The 24,785-nt window shown below is 41.4% G+C and carries 23 protein-coding genes; 7 read left to right on the forward strand and 16 right to left on the reverse strand.

The features are described from left to right. The first annotated feature begins 122 nt into the window (after positions 1-122). From ppk2 to ttcA, 4 genes are all read left to right on the forward strand, one after another. Positions 123-1,016 (forward strand): polyphosphate kinase 2, encoded by an 894-nt coding sequence (gene ppk2 / locus PASHI_RS08140; RefSeq protein ID WP_082665603.1) that lies wholly within the window; start codon positions 123-125, stop codon positions 1,014-1,016. An 11-nt stretch (positions 1,017-1,027) separates the two neighbouring features. Next, positions 1,028-1,342, forward strand: coding sequence for a hypothetical protein (locus PASHI_RS08145; RefSeq protein WP_062565222.1), 315 nt, complete (start codon positions 1,028-1,030; stop codon positions 1,340-1,342). 118 nt (positions 1,343-1,460) lie between these two features. Further along, on the forward strand, positions 1,461-1,880 hold the full coding sequence (locus PASHI_RS08150) for a hypothetical protein (RefSeq protein WP_055021044.1): 420 nt from the start codon (positions 1,461-1,463) through the stop codon (positions 1,878-1,880). A 226-nt stretch (positions 1,881-2,106) separates the two neighbouring features. After that, on the forward strand, positions 2,107-3,000 hold the full coding sequence (gene ttcA, locus PASHI_RS08155; RefSeq protein WP_054561325.1) for a tRNA 2-thiocytidine(32) synthetase TtcA: 894 nt from the start codon (positions 2,107-2,109) through the stop codon (positions 2,998-3,000). Between the two features lie 48 nt (positions 3,001-3,048). Here the strand turns inward: ttcA and uspE are convergent, their stop codons facing one another. From uspE to ccoN, 10 genes are all read right to left on the reverse strand, one after another. Next, positions 3,049-3,972 carry a universal stress protein UspE gene (gene uspE / locus PASHI_RS08160; RefSeq protein WP_058584855.1) on the reverse strand — a complete coding sequence of 308 codons (924 nt, stop codon included), beginning with the start codon at positions 3,970-3,972 and terminating at the stop codon, positions 3,049-3,051. Between the two features lie 102 nt (positions 3,973-4,074). Continuing rightward, positions 4,075-4,809 carry an FNR family transcription factor gene (locus PASHI_RS08165; protein WP_054553050.1) on the reverse strand — a complete coding sequence of 245 codons (735 nt, stop codon included), beginning with the start codon at positions 4,807-4,809 and terminating at the stop codon, positions 4,075-4,077. A 38-nt stretch (positions 4,810-4,847) separates the two neighbouring features. Further along, the gene (locus tag PASHI_RS08170; RefSeq protein ID WP_062565223.1) at positions 4,848-5,519 is read right to left on the reverse strand and encodes a sulfite exporter TauE/SafE family protein; all 672 of its coding nucleotides are present in this window, start codon (positions 5,517-5,519) and stop codon (positions 4,848-4,850) included. Next, positions 5,512-5,679 (reverse strand): cbb3-type cytochrome oxidase assembly protein CcoS, encoded by a 168-nt coding sequence (gene ccoS / locus PASHI_RS08175; protein WP_054553052.1) that lies wholly within the window; start codon positions 5,677-5,679, stop codon positions 5,512-5,514. The genes PASHI_RS08170 and ccoS overlap by 8 nt, the downstream gene beginning before the upstream one ends. Continuing rightward, entirely contained in the window at positions 5,676-8,051 is a 2,376-nt protein-coding gene (locus PASHI_RS08180; protein WP_062565224.1) for a heavy metal translocating P-type ATPase, read from the reverse strand. The genes ccoS and PASHI_RS08180 overlap by 4 nt, the downstream gene beginning before the upstream one ends. Positions 8,052-8,060: 9 nt before the next feature. Further along, positions 8,061-8,552 (reverse strand): FixH family protein, encoded by a 492-nt coding sequence (locus tag PASHI_RS08185; protein WP_062565225.1) that lies wholly within the window; start codon positions 8,550-8,552, stop codon positions 8,061-8,063. 149 nt (positions 8,553-8,701) lie between these two features. After that, positions 8,702-9,667 (reverse strand): cytochrome-c oxidase, cbb3-type subunit III, encoded by a 966-nt coding sequence (ccoP, locus tag PASHI_RS08190; protein WP_054561330.1) that lies wholly within the window; start codon positions 9,665-9,667, stop codon positions 8,702-8,704. Next, a complete protein-coding gene (locus PASHI_RS08195) occupies positions 9,664-9,849 on the reverse strand; it encodes a cbb3-type cytochrome oxidase subunit 3 (protein ID WP_054561331.1) in 186 nt (61 codons plus the stop codon). Before PASHI_RS08195 ends, ccoP begins: the two co-directional genes overlap by 4 nt. Before the next feature lie 5 nt (positions 9,850-9,854). Next, positions 9,855-10,529 carry a cytochrome-c oxidase, cbb3-type subunit II gene (gene ccoO / locus PASHI_RS08200; RefSeq protein WP_054561332.1) on the reverse strand — a complete coding sequence of 225 codons (675 nt, stop codon included), beginning with the start codon at positions 10,527-10,529 and terminating at the stop codon, positions 9,855-9,857. A gap of 12 nt (positions 10,530-10,541) precedes the next feature. After that, positions 10,542-11,975 carry a cytochrome-c oxidase, cbb3-type subunit I gene (gene ccoN, locus PASHI_RS08205; protein ID WP_036967883.1) on the reverse strand — a complete coding sequence of 478 codons (1,434 nt, stop codon included), beginning with the start codon at positions 11,973-11,975 and terminating at the stop codon, positions 10,542-10,544. Between the two features lie 346 nt (positions 11,976-12,321). Between ccoN and PASHI_RS08210 the strand changes: the two genes are divergently transcribed. The 3 genes from PASHI_RS08210 to PASHI_RS08220 all read left to right on the forward strand — a co-directional run bounded on the left by PASHI_RS08210 (position 12,322) and on the right by PASHI_RS08220 (position 17,408). Then, positions 12,322-12,741, forward strand: a complete 420-nt coding sequence (locus tag PASHI_RS08210; protein ID WP_062565226.1) for a hypothetical protein — start codon at positions 12,322-12,324, stop codon at positions 12,739-12,741. A 590-nt stretch (positions 12,742-13,331) separates the two neighbouring features. Further along, on the forward strand, positions 13,332-15,923 hold the full coding sequence (locus PASHI_RS08215; protein WP_062565227.1) for a TonB-dependent receptor plug domain-containing protein: 2,592 nt from the start codon (positions 13,332-13,334) through the stop codon (positions 15,921-15,923). A 108-nt stretch (positions 15,924-16,031) separates the two neighbouring features. Further along, entirely contained in the window at positions 16,032-17,408 is a 1,377-nt protein-coding gene (locus PASHI_RS08220; protein ID WP_062565228.1) for a hypothetical protein, read from the forward strand. A gap of 49 nt (positions 17,409-17,457) precedes the next feature. Here PASHI_RS08220 and PASHI_RS08225 read toward each other — a convergent pair whose 3' ends face one another. From PASHI_RS08225 to PASHI_RS08250, 6 genes are all read right to left on the reverse strand, one after another. After that, positions 17,458-17,721: a hypothetical protein gene (locus PASHI_RS08225; RefSeq protein ID WP_062565372.1), complete on the reverse strand. Its 264-nt coding sequence runs from the start codon at positions 17,719-17,721 to the stop codon at positions 17,458-17,460. A gap of 11 nt (positions 17,722-17,732) precedes the next feature. Continuing rightward, the gene (locus tag PASHI_RS08230) at positions 17,733-18,563 is read right to left on the reverse strand and encodes a peptidoglycan binding protein CsiV (RefSeq protein WP_062565229.1); all 831 of its coding nucleotides are present in this window, start codon (positions 18,561-18,563) and stop codon (positions 17,733-17,735) included. Further along, on the reverse strand, positions 18,563-22,036 hold the full coding sequence (gene mfd / locus PASHI_RS08235; RefSeq protein WP_062565230.1) for a transcription-repair coupling factor: 3,474 nt from the start codon (positions 22,034-22,036) through the stop codon (positions 18,563-18,565). The genes PASHI_RS08230 and mfd overlap by 1 nt, the downstream gene beginning before the upstream one ends. Before the next feature lie 29 nt (positions 22,037-22,065). Further along, positions 22,066-22,959, reverse strand: a complete 894-nt coding sequence (locus tag PASHI_RS08240) for a carbon-nitrogen hydrolase (RefSeq protein WP_062565231.1) — start codon at positions 22,957-22,959, stop codon at positions 22,066-22,068. Next, the gene (locus PASHI_RS08245; protein ID WP_062565232.1) at positions 22,952-24,010 is read right to left on the reverse strand and encodes an agmatine deiminase family protein; all 1,059 of its coding nucleotides are present in this window, start codon (positions 24,008-24,010) and stop codon (positions 22,952-22,954) included. Before PASHI_RS08245 ends, PASHI_RS08240 begins: the two co-directional genes overlap by 8 nt. Before the next feature lie 84 nt (positions 24,011-24,094). Beyond that, a complete protein-coding gene (locus tag PASHI_RS08250; protein ID WP_058584935.1) occupies positions 24,095-24,688 on the reverse strand; it encodes a PilZ domain-containing protein in 594 nt (197 codons plus the stop codon). Between the last annotated feature and the right edge of the window lie 97 nt (positions 24,689-24,785).

Below are 24,785 nucleotides of genomic sequence, written 5' to 3' on the forward strand. Positions count from 1 at the left end.
TTTTTAAATGATTTTTCAAGAATTGAAAATATAGATTTAGATCAAGTTACTTAGCAATAACTGGCTTAAAGTAAAACTATAAAGATCTCAATATAGGTAGTTATAGTTTTAAAGGAGTCGTTATGCAGACAGTCAATGTCGAACCTGTATCAGTTAAACAGCAGAAATTAGCCGAAGCCAATGCGAAGCAGGATGTGGTTTTTGATCTAAATGTTAAAAACCCAAGCTTGAAGTGGAATGCTGACGGTAAATACCCATATAAACGCAAAATGGACGTAGTTGAATACGAGCGCCATAAACACGAACTGCAAATCGAGCTTTTAAAAATGCAAGGCTGGGTAAAAGAGACTAACCAGCAAATTGTGATTTTATTTGAAGGTCGAGATGCGGCGGGTAAAGGTGGCACTATTAAGCGCTTTATGGAGCATTTAAACCCTCGTGGGGCGCACGTAGTGGCTTTAGAAAAACCATCTGCAAGAGAGCGTGATCAATGGTACTTTCAGCGTTACATTAACCACCTGCCAACAAAGGGTGAAATTATACTATTTGATCGTTCTTGGTATAACCGGGCCGGTGTTGAGAAGGTAATGGGCTTTTGTGATGATCACGAATATTTAGAGTTTATGCGTCAAACACCTCAACTTGAACGTATGTTGGTGAATAGCGGTATTAAGCTATTTAAATATTGGTTTTCGGTCAGCAGAGAAGAGCAATTTAGACGCTTTAAATCGCGCCAAAATGACCCGCTCAAACAATGGAAGCTAAGCCCAGTTGATATGGCATCACTGGCTAAATGGCATGATTACAGTGATGCCAAAGATGCCATGATGTTTCATACCCATACTAAGGATGCACCTTGGACACAAATTCGATCTGATGATAAAAAGCGCGGGCGTATCAACTGTATGCGTCATTTCTTAAGCTGTTTGGATTACCCAGAAAAAGATCACGAAATTGTGAATCGTCTCGACCCGCTTATTGTCACCGAACCTACCCGCATGTCTGCACGTCAGTAAAGGAAAATACTATGAAAAATTCACAGTCAGTATTTGAGAAACGTCTTGCTAAGCTCGAAAAAATTCTCGAAAAGAGTAAAAAAGAAGTGGCTAGAACCTCTGAAATCGCAAAAGATGCAGCACTAAAAGCACAAGCAGCTGTAGAGTGTGCCAGTGAAGCAGAGAACCTAGCCGAAAATGCTAAAAAGCGCTTGAAAGCAGCTAAAAAGCAATTAAAAGAGGCCAAAGTGTTAAAAATAGCGCAGAAAAATGCGTCGAAAAAGTCGGCAATAAAACGTGCTAAACGAATGGCAAAGAATAAAAAAGCTAAAACTAAAAGCGCTTAAAGTTAACAAAGGGCACAGGGCTCATGTGCCCTGTGTTTTTTATTAAGCGTATAGCTGGACATTTTTACGATTCTCGATATGCTAAACCTAACTTTTTCAGGGACTTAAAAGCATCTTAATGAAAACTTCAGCGCCTATTTTTGTTATTTTACTGCTATGTTCAGCTTGTAGCAGTCATTCACCTATCAACCAAGAAATGCAAACTAAGTTGCAAGGCTCATGGCAGTCTACAAATAGCCCAGTTTGTGAAGCTAATTTTCATACCATAACGTTTAAAAATAAAACATTAGAAATCTCTTATGATGAGCAGGGCTATATTTCTGCGTCTGAAGCGAGAAAAACCTTCGTTTATAATATTCTCTCAGCAGAGAAAAATTTAATCCGTGTGCAGCTTGAAAATGAAACTCGCTTAGATAAAAAGGGCAAGCCTGTGGTTTGGCATCTAAAACCTCTTAGAAATGATAAATACTGTTGGGGCAGAGATGATTGGCCTGACCTTGCTTGTACAGCTTCTCGTTACAAATGCACAGTAAAATAAATCAGCAGTTAGTTTACAGAGGTCAGAAAATTAGAGCTTTCAGCCTATAAATTCATAAACTTTTGAGTCTATTCCCAAAGCGCTGTGCTTTACGTGGTATCTCTACGAGTGAAGCGCTTTAATTATCCCATGCTAATCATTTCAACTGGCTCAAAAAGTCCGTATAATCCACGCCGAACTTTTTACTATGAAACATGGCTAACAAAAGCCTGTATGAGCAGAGCAAATGAATCAAACTGATACTAGAAAAGAAACTCTTGAATTTAATAAACTTCAAAAGCGTCTAAGAAGGCATGTTGGTAACGCAATTACTGATTACAACATGATCGAAGACGGTGATGTTGTTATGGCATGTATCAGTGGTGGTAAAGATTCTTTTGCAATGCTAGATATTTTGCTTAATTTACAAAAAGCAGCGCCGATTAAATTTGAAGTGATTGCAGTAAACCTTGATCAGAAGCAACCTGGTTTTCCTGAGCACATTTTGCCTGATTACTTTGAAACGCTAAATATCCCGTATTACATCGTTGATAAAGATACTTACTCAGTAGTAAAAGAAAAAGTACCAGAGGGCAAAACTACCTGTGGTCTGTGTTCACGACTTCGTCGCGGCACACTTTATTCATTTGCAGAAAAAATTGGTGCAACCAAACTAGCACTTGGTCATCACATGGATGATATCGTTGAGACAATGTTCTTAAATATGTTCCATGGTTCACGACTAAAAGCGATGCCACCAAAATTGCGCTCTGATGATGAACGTAACGTGGTAATCCGTCCGTTGTCATATTGCCGTGAAAAAGATTTAATTAAATACGCTGAGCACAAAGACTTCCCAATTATTCCTTGTAATTTATGTGGCTCACAAGAAAACCTGCAGCGTCAATCAATTAAAGCGATGCTGACAGAGTGGGATAAGAAAACCCCAGGTCGTGTTGAGAGTATCTTTAAGTCTTTACAAAATGTTAGCCCAAGCCAGCTTGCAGACAGAAACTTATTTGATTTTGAAAATTTACCACTTGATAGAGAAGGCAATCGTGAAAGCTATGACTTTAGCGAGGCGGTGGTCTCATCGACGAACATTGATGAATCATTATTTATAGATGTAACAAATATATAAAAAGAAAAAAGCCCCAAACTGGGGCTTTTTTAATGCATATTTAAAAGGTTATTTAGCAAGTGGGCTCACATAGCCGTCTGGTTTTAGTGCTAAAACATCGCAGTCAAGGCTATCAATAACATGCTCTGCTGTGTTACCGACAAGCGCTGCACTTAAGCCAGTTCGTCCAACTGTACCTATCACTACTAATTCGCTGTTGAGGCGTGCAGCCACATCAGGAATAACATCTTCTGGTAAGCCTTCTTCAATGTGGCAATGAGCTTTATCAATATCAAACCCTTCAGCTAATGAAAGCGTTGATTCAAAGTGATGTTTTTTAACTGATTCGTTGTAAACACCTGGGTTGAATTCAGGGATTTCAATAGCGATATTAACTGGAGTTGCCGGGTAGGCATTCACAAGGTTAAGCGTTGCGTTGGCCAAATCACAAATGAAACGAGCGTCATTGATAATACGCTTGTTAAGTTCAAGGTGTTGTTCATTCTCACTCACTGCGTTCACAGCAGCTAAAATATTGCCTTTTGCCGGCCATTCTTTCTCTTTAACAAGCAAAACTGGAGCAGGGCACTTACGAATGAGGTGCCAGTCAGTTGGTGTGAAAATAACAGACTTAAGTGTATCGTGTTGATGGGTGCCTTTGACAACAAGGTCAAAACCATCGTTGATCACGGTATTGATAATGGCTTCGTAAGGGCGGTTATGCCAAACAACACAGCTATCAATGGTAAGCTCTGGGTAAAGGGCAATTTGTTCATTTAACCATTCTTGGCGGTCTTTTATTACGGCTTCGCGCATTGCTTCACGCTCATCAGCAGAAAGCATTGTGGTCATTTCGTAAGAGAAGTCGTAGATACTGAGGAAAGCGGTGATGGTCGCGCCAGATTTTTTGGCTAGATCAATTGAGCGGCTTAAACTATGTTGCTGCTCTTTGGTTGGGTCTATAACTGCTAAAATTCGTTTAATTGCGTCCATGTGCTGCTCCTTAACTGTTCCGCAAAAAGTAGTACTTTGAGTGTAACCTAAATTTAGAACAGTTAAAGGGGCAAACCATATAAAGTTGCGTTAAATCAAACTCTATTTACATTTAATCGCTGCTGTTGCTGCAAGCGCTTGCTGGTCCAAAATGGTGATAAATTTACCTTCAACCTTAATAAAACCAGCTTTTTGGAAGCGGCTTAAAAGGCGGCTAATTGTTTCAACAGTAAGGCCTAAATAATTACCGATTTCACCACGTGTCATGGTTAAACGGAATTCTTTACGTGAGAAACCACGCTCACCAAAACGCTCTGCAAGATTATAAATAAAACTGGCTAGACGCTCTTCAGCTGACTTTTTATTGAGTAACAATAACATTTCTTGGTCATAGTTAATTTCATTACTCATTAAACGCATAATTTGTTGGCGTAGCTTAGGTAGTTTACCCGCTAATTCGTCTAGAGTATCGAATGGAATTTCACATACCATTGAAGTTTCAAGGGCTTGTGAGAAGCTTTGATGAGCCATTTTGTTAATAGCATCGAAACCAACCAAATCACCAGCTAGATGAAAACCAGTAATTTGTTCATCACCTTGTTCTGACAAAGTATAAGACTTAAACGAGCCAGAGCGTACCGCATAAATGGCATTTAAGCTTTCGCCAGACTCAAATAAATAATCACCTTTATGCAGTGGTTTCTTACGTTCGATGATTTCATCGAGACGATCCATTTCTTGACCGTTTAATGAAAATGGCAAACATAGCTGGCTGATACTGCAATTATTACAGCTAATTGTGCATAAGCCTTTTGACTTGTTTTGTGAGAAGTCCATACATCAAATCCATTCAAATAAGTTAACAACCCGTAAGATTAATGAATTAGCTTATCGGTTGCTATAATTAATAAGTATATACCGTACCATATTATTACGCTGCCTAGAATAACCCTAGTCCAAACATGGTTGAAAATAGTGTTTATTTTCTGGCTGACGAGTCCTACGCTTATCATCGCAGGAAAGGTGCCTAACGCGAAAAACAACATCACACCTGCACCATGTGATGCTGATGGGCTAGTCAGTGCCCAGGTTAGCGCTGAATAAACTAATCCACAGGGCAACCAACCCCACAAAGCGCCATAGAGTAGAGCTTTTGGGGTAGTATCGACTGGTAATAAATAACGATTAAGTTTAGCTAAATGCTGCCATACTAGGGTTTTGCCTAGCTTTTCTAGCCACTGTAGGGTTGCCGCTAAACGCATAATGTAAACCCCAACAAGGAGCATAAAAATACCACTCAAAAACGACAACGCTATCGATATAGAAGTATTTTGCACTGCAAAGCGACTACTAATTCCTGCTACAAGAGCACCGGCAAGCATGTAACTTAGTGCGCGGCCTAGGTTATAAGCAACCGAAAAGCTCACTGCACGGTTTTTGTTGGCGGCAAGTTGTAAACTACTGGCAATGCCACCACACATAGCTAGGCAGTGACCACTGCCTAACAAGCCCATTATAAATGCACTAATAAACAGCGGATCAATCATTACTTTTGTTGTGCTGCTCTTTATCGTCTTCGAACAGGATACTGTGGCCCTGTTTGTTTAAATCAGAAAATTGTTCGCTTTTTACAGCCCAAAAGAATACCCCAATGGCAATTAGCACAAATAAAATGGCAATTGGGATAAGCATGTAGATGATACTCATAGTTTTAATAACCTTAATGAGTTGGTAATAACCAAAATGGAGCTTGCAGACATACCAATTACAGCCATCCAAGGAGCAACGAGCCCAAGGGCTGCCAATGGTAAAATCGAACCATTGTAAATAAGTGATAATGCCAAGTTTTGCTTAACAATACGGCGCGTCTTTTTCGAGACAGTAAGCAAATGCTCTATGGCCGTTAGATCACTATTGAGTAATACCACATCGGCACTATTTTTGGAAATATCAGCGCCGGTTTCCATCGCAATAGATAAATGGGCACTGGCAAATACTGGGCTGTCATTCACGCCATCACCCACCATAGCAACAATGGCACCTTTACTTGCAAGTGCTTCAACATGGGTTTGTTTATCACGAGGGCTACATGCAGCATGCACGGTATCTAAATTGAGCTGTTTTGCAATTCGCTCACCACTGTTAGAGGCATCGCCCGTTAACATATGGCACTTAATTTGTTGCAAGTGCAGTGTAGTAATCAATTTTTCTGCGTTATTACGTAAGCTGTCGGCTAAGTAAAAGCGCGCAATGACTTGTTTATCGATATATAAGGTTGCTTGCGCATCTGCTTTTTCGGTATCAAACCAACCGCTTTTACCTATCGCAAGGTGCTGATCATTGAGTAAAGCGGTAATGCCTTTACCCGGTTCGATAGTCACATTTTCAATAGGGTTCACTGTGTCGTTGAAACCAGCGAATGCATTAGCAATAGGGTGCTCAGAGAAACTTTCAAGTTGCGCTGCTAGTCGTAATGCATCAGCTTCACTGTATTGGCTGTTAACAAGTTCAACGCGTTCAATGGTAAAGCGACCTTGCGTTAAAGTACCTGTTTTATCAAAAGCGATATCTGTTAATTGTGGTAGCGTTTCTAACACATGGGCTTGTTTAATTAAAATTCCACGCTTCGTAAGGCTGGCTACAGCGCACGTGAGAGCGGTTGGAATTGCTAAGCTAAGCGCACAAGGGCAGGTTGCAACAAGTACAGAAATAGTAACCCAAAAGGCATGCTCGGGGTCTATTTGATACCAACCAATTGCTGTTATTGAGGCAAACACTAATAAACAGGCAACAAACCACTGCGCTACTTTATCTGTTATCTCAACTAATCGCGGGCGCTTGGTTAACGCTGTGTGTTGTAACTTAATAATTTGATTAAGCAGGGTATTTTGACCGATTTTGTTGATCTCAATACTGATCACGCCATCATGGTTAATCGTTCCTGCGTAAACTTGATGGCTGACAAACTTGTTAACTGGCTGGTGTTCACCCGTCATCATGGCTTCATCAACGGTTGTTTGACCTTTTGTAACAATACCATCAGCAGGAATTGTCTCGCCTGCTTTGATTAATACAACATCACCTAGTTTTAGTTTTTTAGCGGCAATTATCGATTCTTGATTATTTTCATCAATAATACGAGCTGTAAGCGGCAGTAACTTTTGCAAGTTAGCGGTAAATTCACTGGCTTTTAAACGAGCTCTAAATTCTAAATATTTACCTAATAATAATAAGAAGGTAAACATACAGATAGATTCAAAATAAACTTCGCCAACCGACATTAATGTGGCATAACAGCTTGCCCCATAAGCACCAAAAATAGCTAATGAGACGGGTAAATCCATATTCAGCTGTTTGGCTTTTAAACCATTAATGGCATTGGTTAAGAATGGCAGGGCACTATAAAGAATAACTGGAGAAGCAAGCACTAAGCTTATCCAGCGAAAATACTGCTCAAAGTTCTCTTCCATGCCAGAGAACATGCCAAAATACATGGCAAAAGCAAACATCATTACTTGCATGGTCATCAGACCGGCAACCCCTAAACGGCGAATGTAGGCTTTTGCGGCTTGCTGTTTTTGGCTCGCTTCAAGGTCTGCCTGAAACGGGTAGGCTTTATAGCCGATTTCATGTAATGAGGTGATAATTTGGCTAAGCGGTGTAACCGATTTATCCCACTGGATCATGGCACGGTTGGTTGAAGTATTTACATCAACACGTTTGATTGCTTTTAAGTTAAGTAGTTGTTTTTCGATTAACCAAGCACAGGCAGCACAGGTGATGCCTTCAACCGTTAATAGCACTTCTGATAAATCATTAGTGGCTGAAATAAACTCGTCTTGAATATCTTCGTTATCGTAACTTTTAATCAACTCGAGTTGCTCTGGAACAAGTTGTTCAACTTTACCAGAGCGTACAGTTCTAAATTTATAGTAATCGGTCATGCCTTGGGCGACGATATTCTCAGCAACCGTTTGGCAACCAATACAACACATAGGTTGTGCCTTACCGTCTATTTCGACAGTCGCATTAAAGCCTTTTGGCACACTTTCAAGACAATGAAAGCAATTATCGGACATTAGAGTTTACTACTTATATTCAGGGCTAATCGAAATCGTTTTTTCAGTTGGTAGAATTACATCTTCTTTAAGTTTCCAACTGTTATCGATTGGTTCAATAAACACTGTGTATGCACCGTCAACATGGGTGTCGAGTAGGGCAGTAAAATCGCCATGGGCGTTTTTCATTAGGCTTACATCAAAGTCATTGGCTTTAATGGTGCGATGATAAAATGACATTTTTAAAGAGTGAACATTGCTTGCATCACCCTTGGTGAAAGTGAAAGTTACTTTGTCGCCTGCAACATTTAAATCGCCATGTAAATAAAGTGCTTTTGCTTTATTAAATTTGCTGAGTTCAAGGTTAATTGCTTTGCCTTTTTTATAGTAATCATCAACAACCATATCTGGGCCGTTGCCAATCGCCATATAAATAAGACCAGCACAGCCGATGATGGCTGCAAGAGGAAAAGAGATTAAAAACCATGGCCAAAAGTTTTTATACCAAGGAGTGGGTTTCATAGTACTTATACCTTTAAAAACGTTGTACGCATTTTATCGGATTTAAAAGCAAAAGACTAAAAAAAAGCCTCCAGATGGAGGCTTTTTTGATCTTAATTAATCTATTGAATTAAAAGATTAATTGTTTATACATTTTATTAACCGCGTGGTTATTTATCTTGCGATAAGCTGTACACGTACGCTGTTAATAAGTGAACTTTATCTTCACCTAAAATGTCTTTCCATGCTGGCATTACACCGGCGCGGCCATTGATTAGTGTTTCTTCAACAGCACGTTTAGAACCACCGTATAACCAGATGTTATCTGTTAGGTTAGGTGCACCAAATGGTAAATTGTGTGCAACTGAACCTTTACCGTCAGCACCGTGACACGCAGCACACATTGCAAACTTAGCAGCACCTGCAGCAGCGTCTTTTTGGTTAACAGTACGGCCTGAAAGGCTAAGTACGTGAGCAGTCATTTCTTTAATGCCTTGCTCGCCAAGTGCATCACCCCAAGGTGGCATCGCAGCAACACGACCGTAAAGAAGTGTTTCTTTGATCTTGTCTGGTGTACCGCCGTATAACCAATCGTTATCCGTTAGGTTAGGGAAGCCTTGACCACCACGTGCATCTGAACCATGACATTGTGCACAGTTTTGTGAGAATAAACGTTGACCAATCTCAAGCGCTTTCTCATCTTTAACTAGTGTTTCAATATCTTGTTTTGCGAATGACTCAAAGATTGGGCCAAAACGCTCATCAGCAGCGATAAATTCTTGGTCTAATTGAACGTTCTCACCGTTAGCTAATGCTTGTTCAGTCGCTTCTTTAGACTCAGCTAAAGAAGTAATACCTTGGTTAGAACTTGTCCATTTACCTAAACCTTCCCAGTTACCTAAACCTGGGTAAGCAGCTAGGTAGTATACAGACCAAATGAATGTCGCGAAGAACATGTAAGTCCACCATTTTGGTAGTGGGTTGTTTAGTTCTTCAATGCCGTCAAACTCGTGACCACAGCTTTCGCCTTCTTTAACACCTGTGTAGTTTTTTAAGTTCCACAGAAGTAGGCCGAAGATGATAGCAAGACACGCTAGGGTTAATACGATAACCCATATACTCCAAAAGCTAGTCATTTCTCAGACTCCTTTTCCTCGTTAGAGATTGTGTTGTTGTGTTTTTTTTCATCTTCAAATATGGCATTAGCAGCGTTATCAAATCGGCTTTTGCTACGCTTGCTGTATGCCCATACAACAATCACAATAAACAGTACTAAAATTACCAGAGTCAAAATGCCTCTGTATGTTCCGTAATCCATAATAATTACTTCAAGTGTGTGCCAAGCTGTTGTAAGTAAGCGATTAGAGCTTGCATTTCAGTTGCGCCTTCACCATTGTTCATGGCTTCGATTTTCGCAATGTCAGCTTTTAGCTCTTCGTCGCTTCCGTAACCTTTACCGTCGTAACGGTCGCTTGCTTTGTCGATTCCGAAGCTATCACGGAATACTTGAAGCTTTTTAAGTGTATGGGTCGTATCGACTCTGTTTTCGTCTAACCAAGGAAACGCTGGCATGTTTGACTCAGGAACCACAGCACGTGGGTCCATTAAGTGAGCATGGTGCCAATCGTCTGAGTAACGCTCACCAACACGAGCTAGGTCAGGACCAGTACGCTTAGAACCCCATTGGAATGGGTGATCCCATACTGACTCACCAGCTACAGAGTAGTGACCGTAACGCTCAACCTCGTCACGGAAAGGACGAATCATTTGTGAGTGACAGTTGTAACAACCTTCACGCACGTAGATATCACGACCTTCCATTTCTAACGCTGTAAGAGGGCGTAAGCCATCAACAGGTTTAGTCGTATCGTCTTGGAACATTAGTGGAGTAATCTCAACTAACGCACCAAAGCTGATTGCAAAGACAGTCAAGATAGCCATTAGGCCAACGTTCTTTTCGACTATTTCGTGTTTGTTTTGTGAATTATTATTGCTCATCGTGCTACTCCATTATGCCAATTGTGCGTCAGCGTCTAATTGAAGCGAATCTTTCTTCGCTGCAATAGTACGATAAACGTTGTAAGCCATAATTAGCATACCTGTTACGATGAATACACCGCCTAGGAAACGCATAATATAGAACGGATACGAAGCTTCTAATGACTGTACAAAGCTGTACATTAACGTACCGTCTGAGTTTACTGCACGCCACATTAGACCTTGCATTACACCTGAGATCCACATTGCTACGATGTATAGAACAACACCAACAGTGTGTAACCAGAAGTGCGTGTTAACTAGTTTAACACTGTACATACGGCCTTGTGAGAATAGTGCTGGGATTAGGTGATAGATAGCACCGATAGAAATCATTGCAACCCAACCTAGTGCACCTGAGTGTACGTGACCTACAGTCCAGTCAGTGTAGTGAGAAAGCGCGTTAACTGACTTAATAGCCATCATTGGGCCTTCGAACGTAGACATACCGTAGAAAGATAGAGAAACAACTAAGAAACGAAGTACTGGGTCAGTACGTAGTTTATGCCATGCACCTGATAACGTCATGATACCGTTGATCATACCACCCCAAGATGGAACGAATAGGATAACTGACATAACCATACCTAAGCTTTGCGTCCAGTCTGGAAGCGCAGTGTAGTGTAGGTGGTGAGGACCTGCCCAGATGTATAAAGAAACAAGAGCCCAGAAGTGAACTACCGATAAACGGTAAGAATAAACAGGGCGACCTGCTTGTTTTGGTACGAAGTAGTACATCATACCTAAGAAACCAGCAGTTAATAAGAAACCAACAGCGTTGTGACCGTACCACCACTGAACCATTGCATCTACAGCACCTGCGTAGATAGAGTATGATTTAGTTAGTGAAACTGGAATTGCCATGCTATTTACAATGTGTAAAACGGCAACAGTAATGATGAAACCAGCGTAGAACCAGTTCGCAACATAGATGTGCGATACTTTACGCTTGATTAACGTACCAAAGAATACAACTGCGTAAGTTACCCAAACAACGGCGATAAGAATATCGATTGGCCATTCAAGTTCTGCGTATTCTTTTGAGCTTGTGATACCTAGTGGTAAGGTAATCGCTGCTAGTACGATAACAAGTTGCCAACCCCAGAAGGTGAAGGCTGCTAGTTTATCTGAGAAAAGGCGCGTTTGACATGTACGTTGTACGACGTAATAAGACGTCGCAAAAAGTGCACTTGTACCAAATGCGAAAATTACTGCGTTCGTGTGTAACGGACGTAGTCGAGAGTAAGTTAACCATGGTGTATCAAAGTTAAGTGCTGGCCAAGCTAATTGGGCAGCAATCAGAACCCCAACACTCATGCCAACGATGCCCCAAATCACTGTCATAATAGCGAATTGGCGTACAACTTTATAATTGTACTCAGTTTGTGATGCTACTGTTTGGCTCATTTTCTGGCTTCCGCTGCAATAAATGCGTTTTAGAAATGAATTACCCACTTTTATTCAAAGTGGGGCCTACTATTACTTCACAAGCGTGTTACCTAAAGCCAACTTAGCGGTGCTAGCTTCAGAAAACAAACTCGAGAAACCCTTATTTTTGCGATGGAAATGATAAAATTTTTGACCTTAAAAAGATAGGTCAATTGCATAAAATTATGACATCAATCAAATTTTAGCGCTTTGTTGGTTATTTTTTGTCAGAGATTGTATTTTTATTAGCTTATTCCATCTAGCATGGTTGTCTTTTCGCGGGTAGCTCACTAGTATCCGCTTTTATTTTATACAGGCAAATAGAGTGCGAACTAGTTTTTTACCCGTTTTCCTTTTCAGTGTATTTTTAGCTGCATGTGATAGCCAAAGTATAGAAGAGGGGAGCACAAGTACAAGTTGTGAGAACAATAGTCATTGTTATTACCCTAATAATGCAGAAGTTTGGCTGAGCAACCCAGATGTCAGCCCTGAGTTGCCTTTTGCAATTAACCTAAAGCTGCCGAAAGATGCTAAAAACCTCTCTGCAAAACTTGAAGGTGTCACTATGTATATGGGTTTTATTCCGCTGCAGTTTAAACAGAAAGGGCAAGTTTGGGTTGCTGATACTATGGTTGGCGCATGCTCTGAGCCTGTAATGACCTGGAAAATGATGCTCACTTATACTACTGGCGACAATCAACCACAAACCTTGCTTTATTATTTCGATTCACTGCAAACTCGATAACATCTTCCTTTATTATTGTTGATCACAGTTTTTGATTATTCAAAAGCTGTGATTGTCGTCATTCCTACGTCATCTTTTTCTACTTTAATGTTCTTTATTAGCCGTATCTTTATACGGTATTACAAATTGACGGAACAAAAACAAAAATTCTTCCTCTAATACACTGTTTAACGGGCTAACTTTGTCTATTTAGTTAATTTAAGTGAATAACTATGGTTAGCAGTCTTACCAAGCTTTTACGGTTTTTATAACGTTGTGTGATCAACTTGTAAAAATTTCATTTGTAGCACTAATTGGGCTTTAGTTACACTTGATTACAAAGTGCGTGCAATTGATTTCAATCGTGTTTTTTTTGCTACTTAATAATGTTACCTTACTGATATAAAAGTGTTTTTTTCTGTTAACATTGATACATCGTGAAACCTTATTACCCAAAACGGATACGCTATTTTGGGGTTGTTTTTTCTTTAACCTGTCATTCAGTTTTTGTTCAGTTAACTGAGCCTAAGTTGCCCTCCGCTGACTCGTGATTCTAATAATAACGAGCGCTACCTAACTAAAGGTAAATTTCCAACAAGTAGGGTTTTCACATGAAAAAATCAATTCTTGGTTTAGCTGTTGTTTCAGCAATCCCAATGTTCTCAAGCATGCAAGTTTTAGCTGCTGATGATGCAGCAGAGTCTATTGAAAAAATTCAAGTTACAGGTTCTCGCATTAAGCGTACCGATATGGAGACGTCTAGTCCTGTAACTTTAATTGGTGCAGATGACATCAAAGCAATGGGTGCATCAAGCATCGATGGCGTTCTACAAAAAATGACTGCAGCAAGCGGTGCGATGACTAACCCTGCTGTTAACAACGGTTCAGGCGGTAACGCACGTGTTGACCTACGTGGTTTAGGCGCACAACGTACTCTAGTACTAGTAAATGGTCGTCGTATGATCAACTCTGGTACTGGCGCAGCATCTACTGTTGACTTAAACACAATCCCAGTATCAATGATCAAGCAAGTTGAAGTACTAAAAGACGGCGCATCTGCTGTATATGGTACTGACGCGGTAGCTGGTGTTGTTAACATCATCTTAAAAGACGACTTCGAAGGTCTAGACATGAACCTTAACGGTGCTATCACTGGTGAAGGCGATGCAGACGAAACGTCTTTCGATATCACAATGGGTTCAAGCTTTGACCGTGGTAACGTTGTAATTGGTTTACAATACACAGACCGTGGTGATGCTTCTCAAGCAGACCGTGATTTCTCTGATTGTCCAATCGAAGAAGATTACGAAAACGGTAGCTTCTACTGTGGTGGTTCTTCTTACACGCCTTTCGGTCACGTTTGGGCTGAAAATGCAAGCTTACAAGGTCAAGCAGACGGCGAGTGGCACGATTTCACTTCAGCTGGTGATGCTTACAACTACTCAGCAACAAGCTACCTTTACACGCCAATGCGTCGTTTAAACCTAACAGGTATTGGCCATTTTGACGTAACTGATGAAACGCGTTTAGTTTCTGAGTTCACTTACTCTAAGCGTTGGTCAACTCAACAAATGGCTCCACAGCCAGTATGGTTTGACTTCACTTACGATGCAGCAACTATGGGTGACTCACTTCTTTCTCACGGTGTAGCTGACGGTGAAGACATCTCTTACGGTCGTCGTATGACTGATGTTGGTCCTCGTGGTTATGAGCAAGTTGTTGATACTGTACGTGCAGTAATCGGTCTTGACGGTGCATTCGACAACGGTTGGGGCTGGGATACTTCAGTAGTATTCGGTCGTAACGACTCAGTTGACCGTGCAACTAACCTACTTAACATGGGTTCAATCCAAGACGCAATCGAAGAGGGTACTTTCAACCCACTTAACCAAGCTGATTGGTCAGGTAGCAACCTTGCACAGTACAACTACACTGAAAACAACTCAGGTGGTAGCCAATTATTAGTTCTTTCTGCTGGCCTTAACGGTGAAGTAATGGAACTTCCTGCAGGTTACGTTGGTTTCGCTGCTGGTATCGAGCGTCGTGAAGAAAAAGCATGGTACGTTCCAGATTCACTAACTTCACAAGGTCTTGCAAATGACCCACGTGTTGAACCAACTGGTGGTCGTTTTGACGTAAACGAAGCTTACGTTGAATTCGCTGTTCCACTTCTAGCTGACGCACCATTTGCTCAAATGGTTGACTTAAGCGCTGCTGTTCGTGCATTCGATTACAGCACATTTGGTTCAGATGAGACTTGGAAACTAGGTCTAACTTGGCGTGTAAACGACGAACTAATGCTACGTGCTGTTCGTTCAACTGCATTCCGTGCTCCTACAGTATCTGAGCTTTACCAAGGTAAATCACCTTCATTCGAACAAGTTAACTTCCCTGGTGCACAAGACCAAGCTGAAGTAACTGTTGGTGGTAACGACCAATTAACGCCAGAGCTTGCTGATACAGTAACTGCTGGTTTCGTATACGCTCCAGAATGGTTCGACGGTTTCTCAATGACTGTTGACTACTACGAAATCGAAATTGAAAACTCAATTTCAAGCGTAAACAACCAGTACATCGTTGAAAACTGTCTTGATGCTTCTACTGGCGCATACAAGAACCAAGATACTGCACTATGTCAGTCTTCTGCAATCAACTTCAACCAAAGCACTGGTCGCATTAGCTTCAACAACCAATTACAAAACATTGGTAATGAATCTACTAAAGGTTACGACGTAAACTTCAAGTATGCATTTGAAGCTGCAGGTCTTAACTGGCGCACAGGTCTTGATGTAACTATCCTTGATGAGTACATCGTTGATTCAGGCACAAGCACAATCGATTACACAGGTCTTGTAACTTCAGGTATCGGTAGCTACGCGAAAGTTAAGTCTAACTTCACTCTTAACGCGTCTGGCGACAACTGGGATGCACAATACCAAGCACGTATGATCGACGGCCTAGACAGCTACGCATGTCTTGCTGACGACAGCGAGTGTCTAGTACCAAGCGTTGGTACTGTTGTATACCACGACATCAGCGGTTCATACATCCTGAACGACACAGTGTCATTCTCTGCAGGTGTTAACAACTTATTCGATAAGCAAGCACCTTACTACTCAGGTAACAATGACTCAAACACTGACCCGTACACATACGATGTACTAGGTCGTCGTTTCTTCGCTGGTATGAACATCAAGTTCTAATCTAGTTTGAAATGATTACTAAGGCCCAGTTTTTACTGGGCCTTTTTTATTGTCTGAAAGCCTATCAACGCGTAAACTATAGATGTACTTTTAACAAACGAGGTGATATTGCTTAAACAAGACGAAAACTTATCTTTTATTATTGAGCCTGAGCTTAAACCACGCACAGAGCAACGACTCGACCTGTATTTCTCCATTCCGAATGAAATGAGTGTTAACCCACAAACACTGAGCGAAGAATCATTCTTTAATAATAACTTTAAATCGCACCTTGCGTATAACGCTAACAACATTCACTTACCCTTAGTGAGAAGCCGCTTTGTTAGTAAAAACAAAGGTGAACAGCAAGATTATCGGCAAAACTTAAACCTATATTGTTATCAAGTTCGACTCGCGCTGAATGCCGATATTAAAGACACCCTAAAGCACCAAGAAGCTGAAGAGTTTTACCCTGTAGCCATTGAGTTGTGCGAGCAAACCAAAGGTTTGTTAAAAAAACTAAGACGCTACACCCCAGATGACGAAAAGCTACTGCCATTTTATAAAAACGCTGATAACTACTTAAGCTGGCATGTAGAGCAGTCATTTTTAAAACTACTTGATGAAGGGCCGCGCAGTAGTGATTTTGCAAAAGAGCGCAGTGAGCTATTAGAGTTTTGCAAAAATGAAAACAGTTACCGTGAAGAGCAAGAATATAACTCGCAATCAACACTTGAAGATGCCAACCGTATCACCAACAAAATGCGCCTATTACAACGTTTGATTGAGCATGGAGTGGTGCTTACACGTAGCACGCGTCACTTAAACAGTTATTTAAAACGTATGGTAAAGGGCACGGTGACCGCTGTGATCATGGCCTTTGTGATGTTGGTTGTGTTAAATGCTCGTTCAAACTTTACCGAAGTAACAGCGACGTTGATTTTGATCTTGGGTGTTATTTATGGTCTTCGTGAAATATTTAAAGAAGACATAACACGGGTGATCTGGCGAGCTATCGTACGAGGGCGACCTAAATGGCGCTTTCAATTTAAAAATAGCATTACTAAAGACAAAATTGCCAGCCAATACATTTGGCTTGAATACACCAGTTTTAAACGCCTGCCTAAAGCGGTAAGAAGAATTTTTTCGAAGCGACGTCATCAAAATAAACAGGCTGCTCAGTGGCTGCATTTTGCAAGCGAAACACAAGTTAACGCTAAAGAGTTTTTACCTGGCTACGATACCTTGCAACAAACCATGCAATTTAGCTTGGCACCGTTTGCTCGTTATTTAAAGCGGGGTGAAGGTAAGCTCTATCATCTAGATAGCAATAAAATCTCTAAGAAAGCCGTAGAGAGGCGTTATCAGTTAAATGTGGTATTAGTGTTTACACAAAGCGAAGATGAAACTTTGTATCAGCGCTACAAGATTACGTTAAATCGCAGCAAAATTGTTAATATTGAGCGTATTTACTCACAAACTGACATTCTGAAAGATGAAAGATGAAAGATGAAAGATGAAAGATGAAAGGGTGGCCTTGGCCACCCATTTCGGTTTATTTAGCGTCTAAACCTGTTTTGCTGTAAAGCGACACTTTGTCTGATACTAGCGTAATTTCGATGTTTTTATCTTTGTTACCCCAGATACAGTTAGTGTGTAGTGTCTTTTCTTCACACTTATCAGCTGAACCTAAAATAGCTTCAACCTCAGTTTTATCCATACCAATTTCAATTTTTTCGTAGTTCTCTAAATTTACTTTTGAGCAACCAGCTAAAGTAAGTACCGCAGCCGCTGCTGCAATTGCCATATATTTTTTCATAATTGTATCCATTAATGGTTGTAGCGTCTTATTTGCACGATCATCCCCATACGTGGGTGATCAAAATAATGTATCTCGTTACTAATCACACGTTTAAATTGTGAAAAACGAGCTTTTTCGTAATCACCTGTTTCTAAGCGCTGACTAATATCAAAATCTGCGTTTATAAACAGGTAGTGACGAACATAAATCTTCATTAAACCGTCTAATTCCCACTCAGGCACATTTTGCAGCTGATCGGGAATGTAGCGCTCAGTAGGGCCGACTAAACTAATAAAGTCGTTGTTTTCTTCTGCAGGACTTGCGTGTTTTGCTAAGTGCTCGCCGGCAAAGAGGCGGATACTCGGTGCTCTTTTTTCACTCATTTCAGGAAAACGCCAACCCGTGTGTAAAATTGGGGTTAAGCCTTTTCTATCAAGCTGATTTTTTTGCTCAACAAACTGTAATTGTTCTGGCGCCATTAAATAAATTTCGTCAGTGTCTTCACGGGGTTCAACAACGGGTGTCACAGGCAGTTGATTATAGCTTGCTAAAAAATCAACACTATCATCACACACGTTTGAGTGAGGATTGCTATTGACTAAAGAATCTGTGAAAGAATCACTGCGAAAGCGGCTATCACCTTCAATACATGCTTGCTTCGCTTGTGCTGTGTATGCAGGAGATAATAGATCTTTGCTACGCTTAGCCTTGATTTCATCGTGTTTTAGGCTGAAATCTTCCTGTAAGTAGGGGGCTGGGCGCTGTTTATAAATAAGAACTTCTATTTCGAACCAACGTGCTGCAAATGACGAGCTTGTAAATAAGCAACAAAGCAGTAATAAACTATTTCTAAACAACATTAATGGCTAACCTTTTTTTCGAAATCTGCAATCATTGCAGTGACCATTTTTAAGCGTTCGCGAGCGTTGGCTTCGCTAATTGCAAAGCGCAGTTTATTTGCGCCATCCATTTTATACACCTGCGGTGCACTTTGTATCAAACCTATAATGAAGCTAGGGTTAACCTTTGTATGCTGGCTAAACTCAAAATAACCGCCTTTCGGGTTTGCTTCAATCTTCTTAATGCCAATATTACTTGCTTGCAGTTTTAATTGTTGCAAACTGAATAAGTTTTTCGTGGCGTCAGGCAGTAGACCAAAACGGTCAATCAGCTCTACCTGTAACTCGTCCATATCATTGAGGTTAGCACAGCTTGCAATGCGTTTATAGATACCTAAACGTACGTTTACATCATGAATATAATCATCAGGTAATAACGCTGGCAGCTTTAAGTCTACCTCAGTTTGCTGACCTAATAAGTTCTCAAGGGTTGGCTCTTTACCTTCTTTGAGCGAGTTAACCGCTTGCTCAAGCATTTCCATATACAAACTAAAACCAATGGTTTGCATTTGACCTGATTGATCATCACCAAGCAGCTCACCGGCACCACGAATTTCTAAATCATGAGTTGCGAGCGCAAAGCCTGCACCAAGGTCTTCCAGTGACTCTATCGCTTCAAGGCGTTTAACCGCATCTTTACTAAGTGATTTAGGGTTACCAGTCAGTAGGTAGGCATACGCTTGGTGATGGCTACGGCCAACACGACCACGTAACTGATGCAGTTGTGCCAGACCCAGCTTATCTGCTCTATCCATAATAATGGTGTTGGCAGTGGGCACATCGATACCGGTTTCGATAATAGTGGTACACACAATCACGTTATATTTTTGGTGATAAAAATCACTCATAATTTGCTCAAGCTCGCGCTCTCGCATTTGACCATGTGCGGTTGTTACGCTGGCTTCAGGTACCCACTCACTGATTTCTTCAGCAACTCGGTCTATGGTTTCAACATTATTATGTAAGAAGTACACCTGACCACCGCGTTTAATCTCACGCAGAATTGCTTCGCGAATTAGTTCAGCATCTCTTTGTCTAACAAAGGTTTTAACCGCTAAACGTTTTGCAGGCGGTGTAGCAATAATTGACAGGTCACGCATACCGCTCATTGCCATGTTTAATGTACGTGGGATAGGGGTTGCTGTGAGCGTTAAAATATCGACATCGGCACGTAATGCTTTTATTTTTTCTTTTTGACGCACCCCAAAACGGTGCTCTTCATCAACAATCAATAAGCCTAAATCTTTAAAATGAATATCTTGTTGAATAAGCTTGTGAGTACCAATTACGATATCTAATTTACCCTCAGCCATTTTATCTAGGGTGTCTTTTTGCTCTTTGGTTGAGTTAAAGCGCGATAAAACACCCACCTCAATTGGTAAATCGGCAAAACGGTCTTTAAAGTTTTCATAATGCTGCTGTGCAAGCAGTGTGGTTGGTACCAGTACCGCAACTTGCTTGTTATCGTTAACAGCAACAAAGGCTGCGCGCATTGCCACTTCGGTTTTACCAAAGCCAACGTCACCACACACTAAACGGTCCATCGCTTGCTTACTTTGCATATCACCGAGCACAGACTCAATGGCGTTGCGTTGATCGTCAGTTTCTTCAAATGGGAAGCTGTCGCTAAACTGACGATAAGCACTGCCATCAAGCTTAAATTTATTGCCAGGCTTTGCTTGGCGTTTAGCGTAAATATCTAAGAGTTCAGCAGCCACATCACGAACTTTTTCGGCGGCACGTTTCTTGGCTTTTTCCCACGCATCAGAGCCTAATTTATGGAGCGGGGCAGAGGCTTCTTCGCCACCTGAATAGCGGCTCAGCATATGTAACGCAGAAACAGGCACGTATAGTTTTGCCTCGTTAGCGTAGATGATCGTAACAAATTCAGTGATCACACCGGCTGCATCAATGGTTTCAAGGCCTTGATAGCGGCCTACACCATGATCAAGGTGCACAATCGGCTGGCCTTCACGTAGCTCAGCAAGGTTACGAATAAGCGCATCTTGGCTGGCTTCGTATTTATGTTTACGGCGTCGACGCTGCGAGACCTTAATGCCTAATAATTCTTGCTCTGTGATAATAGTTAAACGCGGCTTACCGTCTAGCACCACACTTTGCTCAAGTGGCGAAACAATTAGGCCAACATCACTTGAACTATTGGTAAAATCGCTAAACGATTCAAACTCTCTAAGCTTTAAACCACTTGGCTTTAATAAAGTGAGTAATGATTCGCGGCGGCCATCCGATTCAACCGAGAGCAGCACGCGGCCTTTTTGTTTCTTCTCACTGGCAACATAGTCAATTAAACCTTGGTACGGTTCATGTAACTTATGATCAATACGAACATTTGGCAGCTCTTTACTAGCAAGGTTGGTGTGACCCGCTTTGGTGCCTAATTTTGCTTGCGATAAACGAATACGTGCATATTTACCAAATTCACCAAATAGCTCATTCACGCTTTGATACAGCTTTACAGGTTCAAGTAAAGGCCTGAGCGGATCAACACAGCGGTTTTCATAGCGTACATTCACATCATGCCAAAACTGATCAGCAGCATGTTCAATATCGCCAAAATGCATAAAGGTTGTATTGCTTGGTAGGTAATCGAAGATGGTTGCCAATTCATCAAAAAACAGTGGCATGTAATATTCGATACCGGCAGGCCAGGTTCCTTTAGTCACCTGCATATAAATTGAGTCTTGTTCAGAGCTTGCGCCAAATTGTTCACGATAGTTGATACGAAAACGCTCAATGTCTGAGTCGTTAGTTGGAAACTCGTGAGCTGGCAGTAGCTCAATTTTGTCGACCTTTTCATCTGAGCGCTGGCTTTCAACATCAAATAAGCGAATGCTGTCGAGCTCATCATCAAAAAAGTCTAAACGGAATGGGTGTGGGCTACCCATAGGGTATAAGTCAACGATAGAGCCGCGAATCGCGTATTCACCGTGCTCCATCACTTGTTGTACATGTAAATAGCCCGCTTGTTCTAAGTTTTCACGCAGTGTGTGGGTATCTAGGGTATCGCCCACTTTAAAGTTAAGGGTTGAACCATAAATAAACGAAGCAGGGGCAGTACGTAGCATCAAGGTCGACACTGGCACGATTAATACGCTTTGTTGTTCTTTTTTTAAGGTATTTAACGTGGCTAAGCGCGCCGAAATAATATCTTGATGCGGCGAAAAATGATCATAAGGGAGTGTTTCCCAGTCAGGGAAGACCATGACTGGGTTTTCAGGCAACAGAAATTCGAGTTCAGTTTCAAGGCGTAGGGCGCTTGGTGTATCTGGGGTGACAATCACAACCAGCTCGTTGTGTTGCTTTACACCTTCTGCGATGGCGATGCTAAGCCCGCTACCGGTAAGTTGTCCCCATTGAATCTTATCTTTTTCAGATTTTACCCAAGGCAATGCTGCCCATTGCGCAAACGCCATTTACTACTCCTTTAAACTGTTTTTACTGCTTAGTCTCGATAAATCTTGGTTAAGTCCTGATAGTGATCGATACGACGATCACGAAGGTAAGGCCAAATTCGACGTATGTTTTCACTACGCGCTTGGTCTAATTCAACAACTAATAATTGCTCATCGCTGTTGTTTGCTTCGGCTAAGATTTCACCTTGAGGGCCCGCGATAAACGAGTTACCCCAGAACTGAATACCTTCACTTTGACCGCTTGGATCACTTTCGTGACCAACACGGTTACAGCTGATCACCGGTACGCCGTTGGCTACTGCATGAGCGCGTTGCGAAATAACCCAGGCGTCTTTTTGACGTGTTTGCTCGTCTTCTTCATCGCGCGGGTCCCAGCCAATGGCTGTTGGGTAAATTAAAATTTCAGCACCGGCCATTGCCATTAAGCGTGCAGCCTCTGGGAACCACTGATCCCAACACACTAATACGCCTAGTTTACCAACAGAGGTTTGAATAGGCTCAAAACCTAAATCACCCGGTGTGAAATAAAACTTCTCGTAAAAACCTGGGTCATCAGGAATATGCATTTTACGGTATTTACCGGCAATGCTGCCGTCAGTTTCAAGTACCACAGCAGTATTGTGATAAAGCCCTGTAGCACGCTTTTCGAATAATGATGACACGATCACCACATTGAGTTCTTTGGCAAGTGCACCTAAGGTGTCTGTGCTTGGACCCGGGATTGTTTCTGCTAAATCAAAAACGTCTACATCTTCGGTTTGGCAAAAATACAAGCTACGGTGTAGCTCTTGAAGAACAATAAGTTTAGCGCCTTGGCTTGCTGCATCCCGAATACCAGCAATTGATTTTGCCATATTGTCTTGGCCATTATCGGTGTTTGATTGCTGAACAAGAGCAACCTTTAAATGCGTTGGTTTAGTCATTGTTTGTTCCTGCTAAAAAGCCGCGCGGTAATTGCATTGTAATACAGTGTAAGCTGCCAAATTGGTGAATAATTGGCACACAATTAATACCCACAACAGTGTGATCTGGGTATGCTTTGGCAACCTGACCAAGCGCCAGTTGGTCGTTTTCGTCACCATAAATTGGCACTAAAACGGTTTTATTGATAATTAAATAATTAGCGTATGTGGCAGGTAATCTGTCACCATCTTCATCGAACACAGCTTTTGGCCAAGGTAAGGCAATCAGCGTGTAGTTTTCACCCCCTGCTGTTTTAAATGATTGCAGTTGCTTTTCCATTGCATCAAGGGCTGCAAAGTGCTCATCATCTTTATCGTCGCACTTAACATAAACAAGCGTATTGTTCGGGGCAAAACGTACCAGCGTATCAATATGGCTGTCGGTATCATCACCTGCAAGGTAACCGTGATCAACCCAAAGAAACGACGTAGCGCCCAGTTGCTCAACCAGCGTTTGTTCTATATCTGCCTTTGTGAGTTCTGGGTTACGATTTGGGTTTAATAAGCACTCGCTGGTTGTAAGTAGCACGCCGTGTTCATTGATCTCGACGCCACCGCCTTCAAGAACCAGATCACTTTGCTGATAACCATTTTTAGGGCTCGCGACTTGATTTACAAGTACTTGATTAATTTGATTATCAAGATCACTTGCAAACTTATTGCCCCAACCATTAAAAATAAAATCCATTACTTTCAATTGAGTTGCGTCATCAATATTTGCACAGGTCAATGGGCCATGGTCACGTGCCCAAGTATCGTTACACGGTGTCACCACAAAGTGAATGCGATTAGCATCAACCTCTGCATTTGCAAGTAAAGCTGCAATATGTGCTTTGAGAGCATTATCATGGGCCACAATCACAACATCTTGTTGTTGGCTTATTGCTTGGCAAAGTGCTACATACACAGGCTCAACAGCGGTTAAATTTGCAGCCCAATCTGTGTCTTGATGAGGCCAAGTGAGCATAACGGCATCTTGCTCAGCCCATTCAGGTAAAAGTCTAAATTTCATGAAGGTATTAAACAAACTAAGGTGGGGCTAGTTTAGCATTTTAGCCATAGATGTCAGCTTTTTGTGCGCGATAAAGCGTGATTTTTAACTGTCTTGCTGATTGTTTTCTTGCTGACGTTTTTTTAGTTGGCGTGTTTGTGCGTGCAGGGCTGCTCTTACGACTAAATCTTGGTCAGCATCGCGAATGGCAGTAAACAATAATGTGTATTGGTATTTATCATCATCGCATTTTTCAATGGCCACTAATTCGGTATAGCAATAAATGGCAGATGCTTCGTGCTGCAAGAACAACTTAGTACGAAATGTTTGCCCTAATTCATACACATCAGCTGAGGTAAGTTTTACACCGCCACCGCCATAACTATCGCAATAGTTTGCGTTATCGTCAGGCTGCTCTGAGGCTAAGATGTGACTCATGATTAAATCAATTTTACGAGACTGCGCCTGTAAAAAGGCCGCGAGTTCTTGTGCAACATCACCTAGGTTACGAAGTGGTCGTAAGCTTGTTTGTTCAAGTTCGTTTACTTCGTTGGCAAGTTTAAATAGGGCAGGGATATCCGCTTCAAGTTCAGCATTGGTTTTTGGCACAGCACTTGGTTCAACCGCATATAAATTGACACGGTTGCTCTCGTTGATTTGAAAATACTGTTCAAATTCGGCTAATTTTTGATTATTCATGCTGTACTCCACACATCTTTCCTTAATACTAGCGTTCGAAGCAGTAAATTACTAGTAATCAAATAATCAAAAAAAGGGCAAACTCATTGTTTGCCCT

The sequence above is a fragment of the Pseudoalteromonas shioyasakiensis genome, from assembly GCF_001550135.1.
Taxonomy (GTDB): Bacteria; Pseudomonadota; Gammaproteobacteria; order Enterobacterales; family Alteromonadaceae; genus Pseudoalteromonas; species Pseudoalteromonas shioyasakiensis.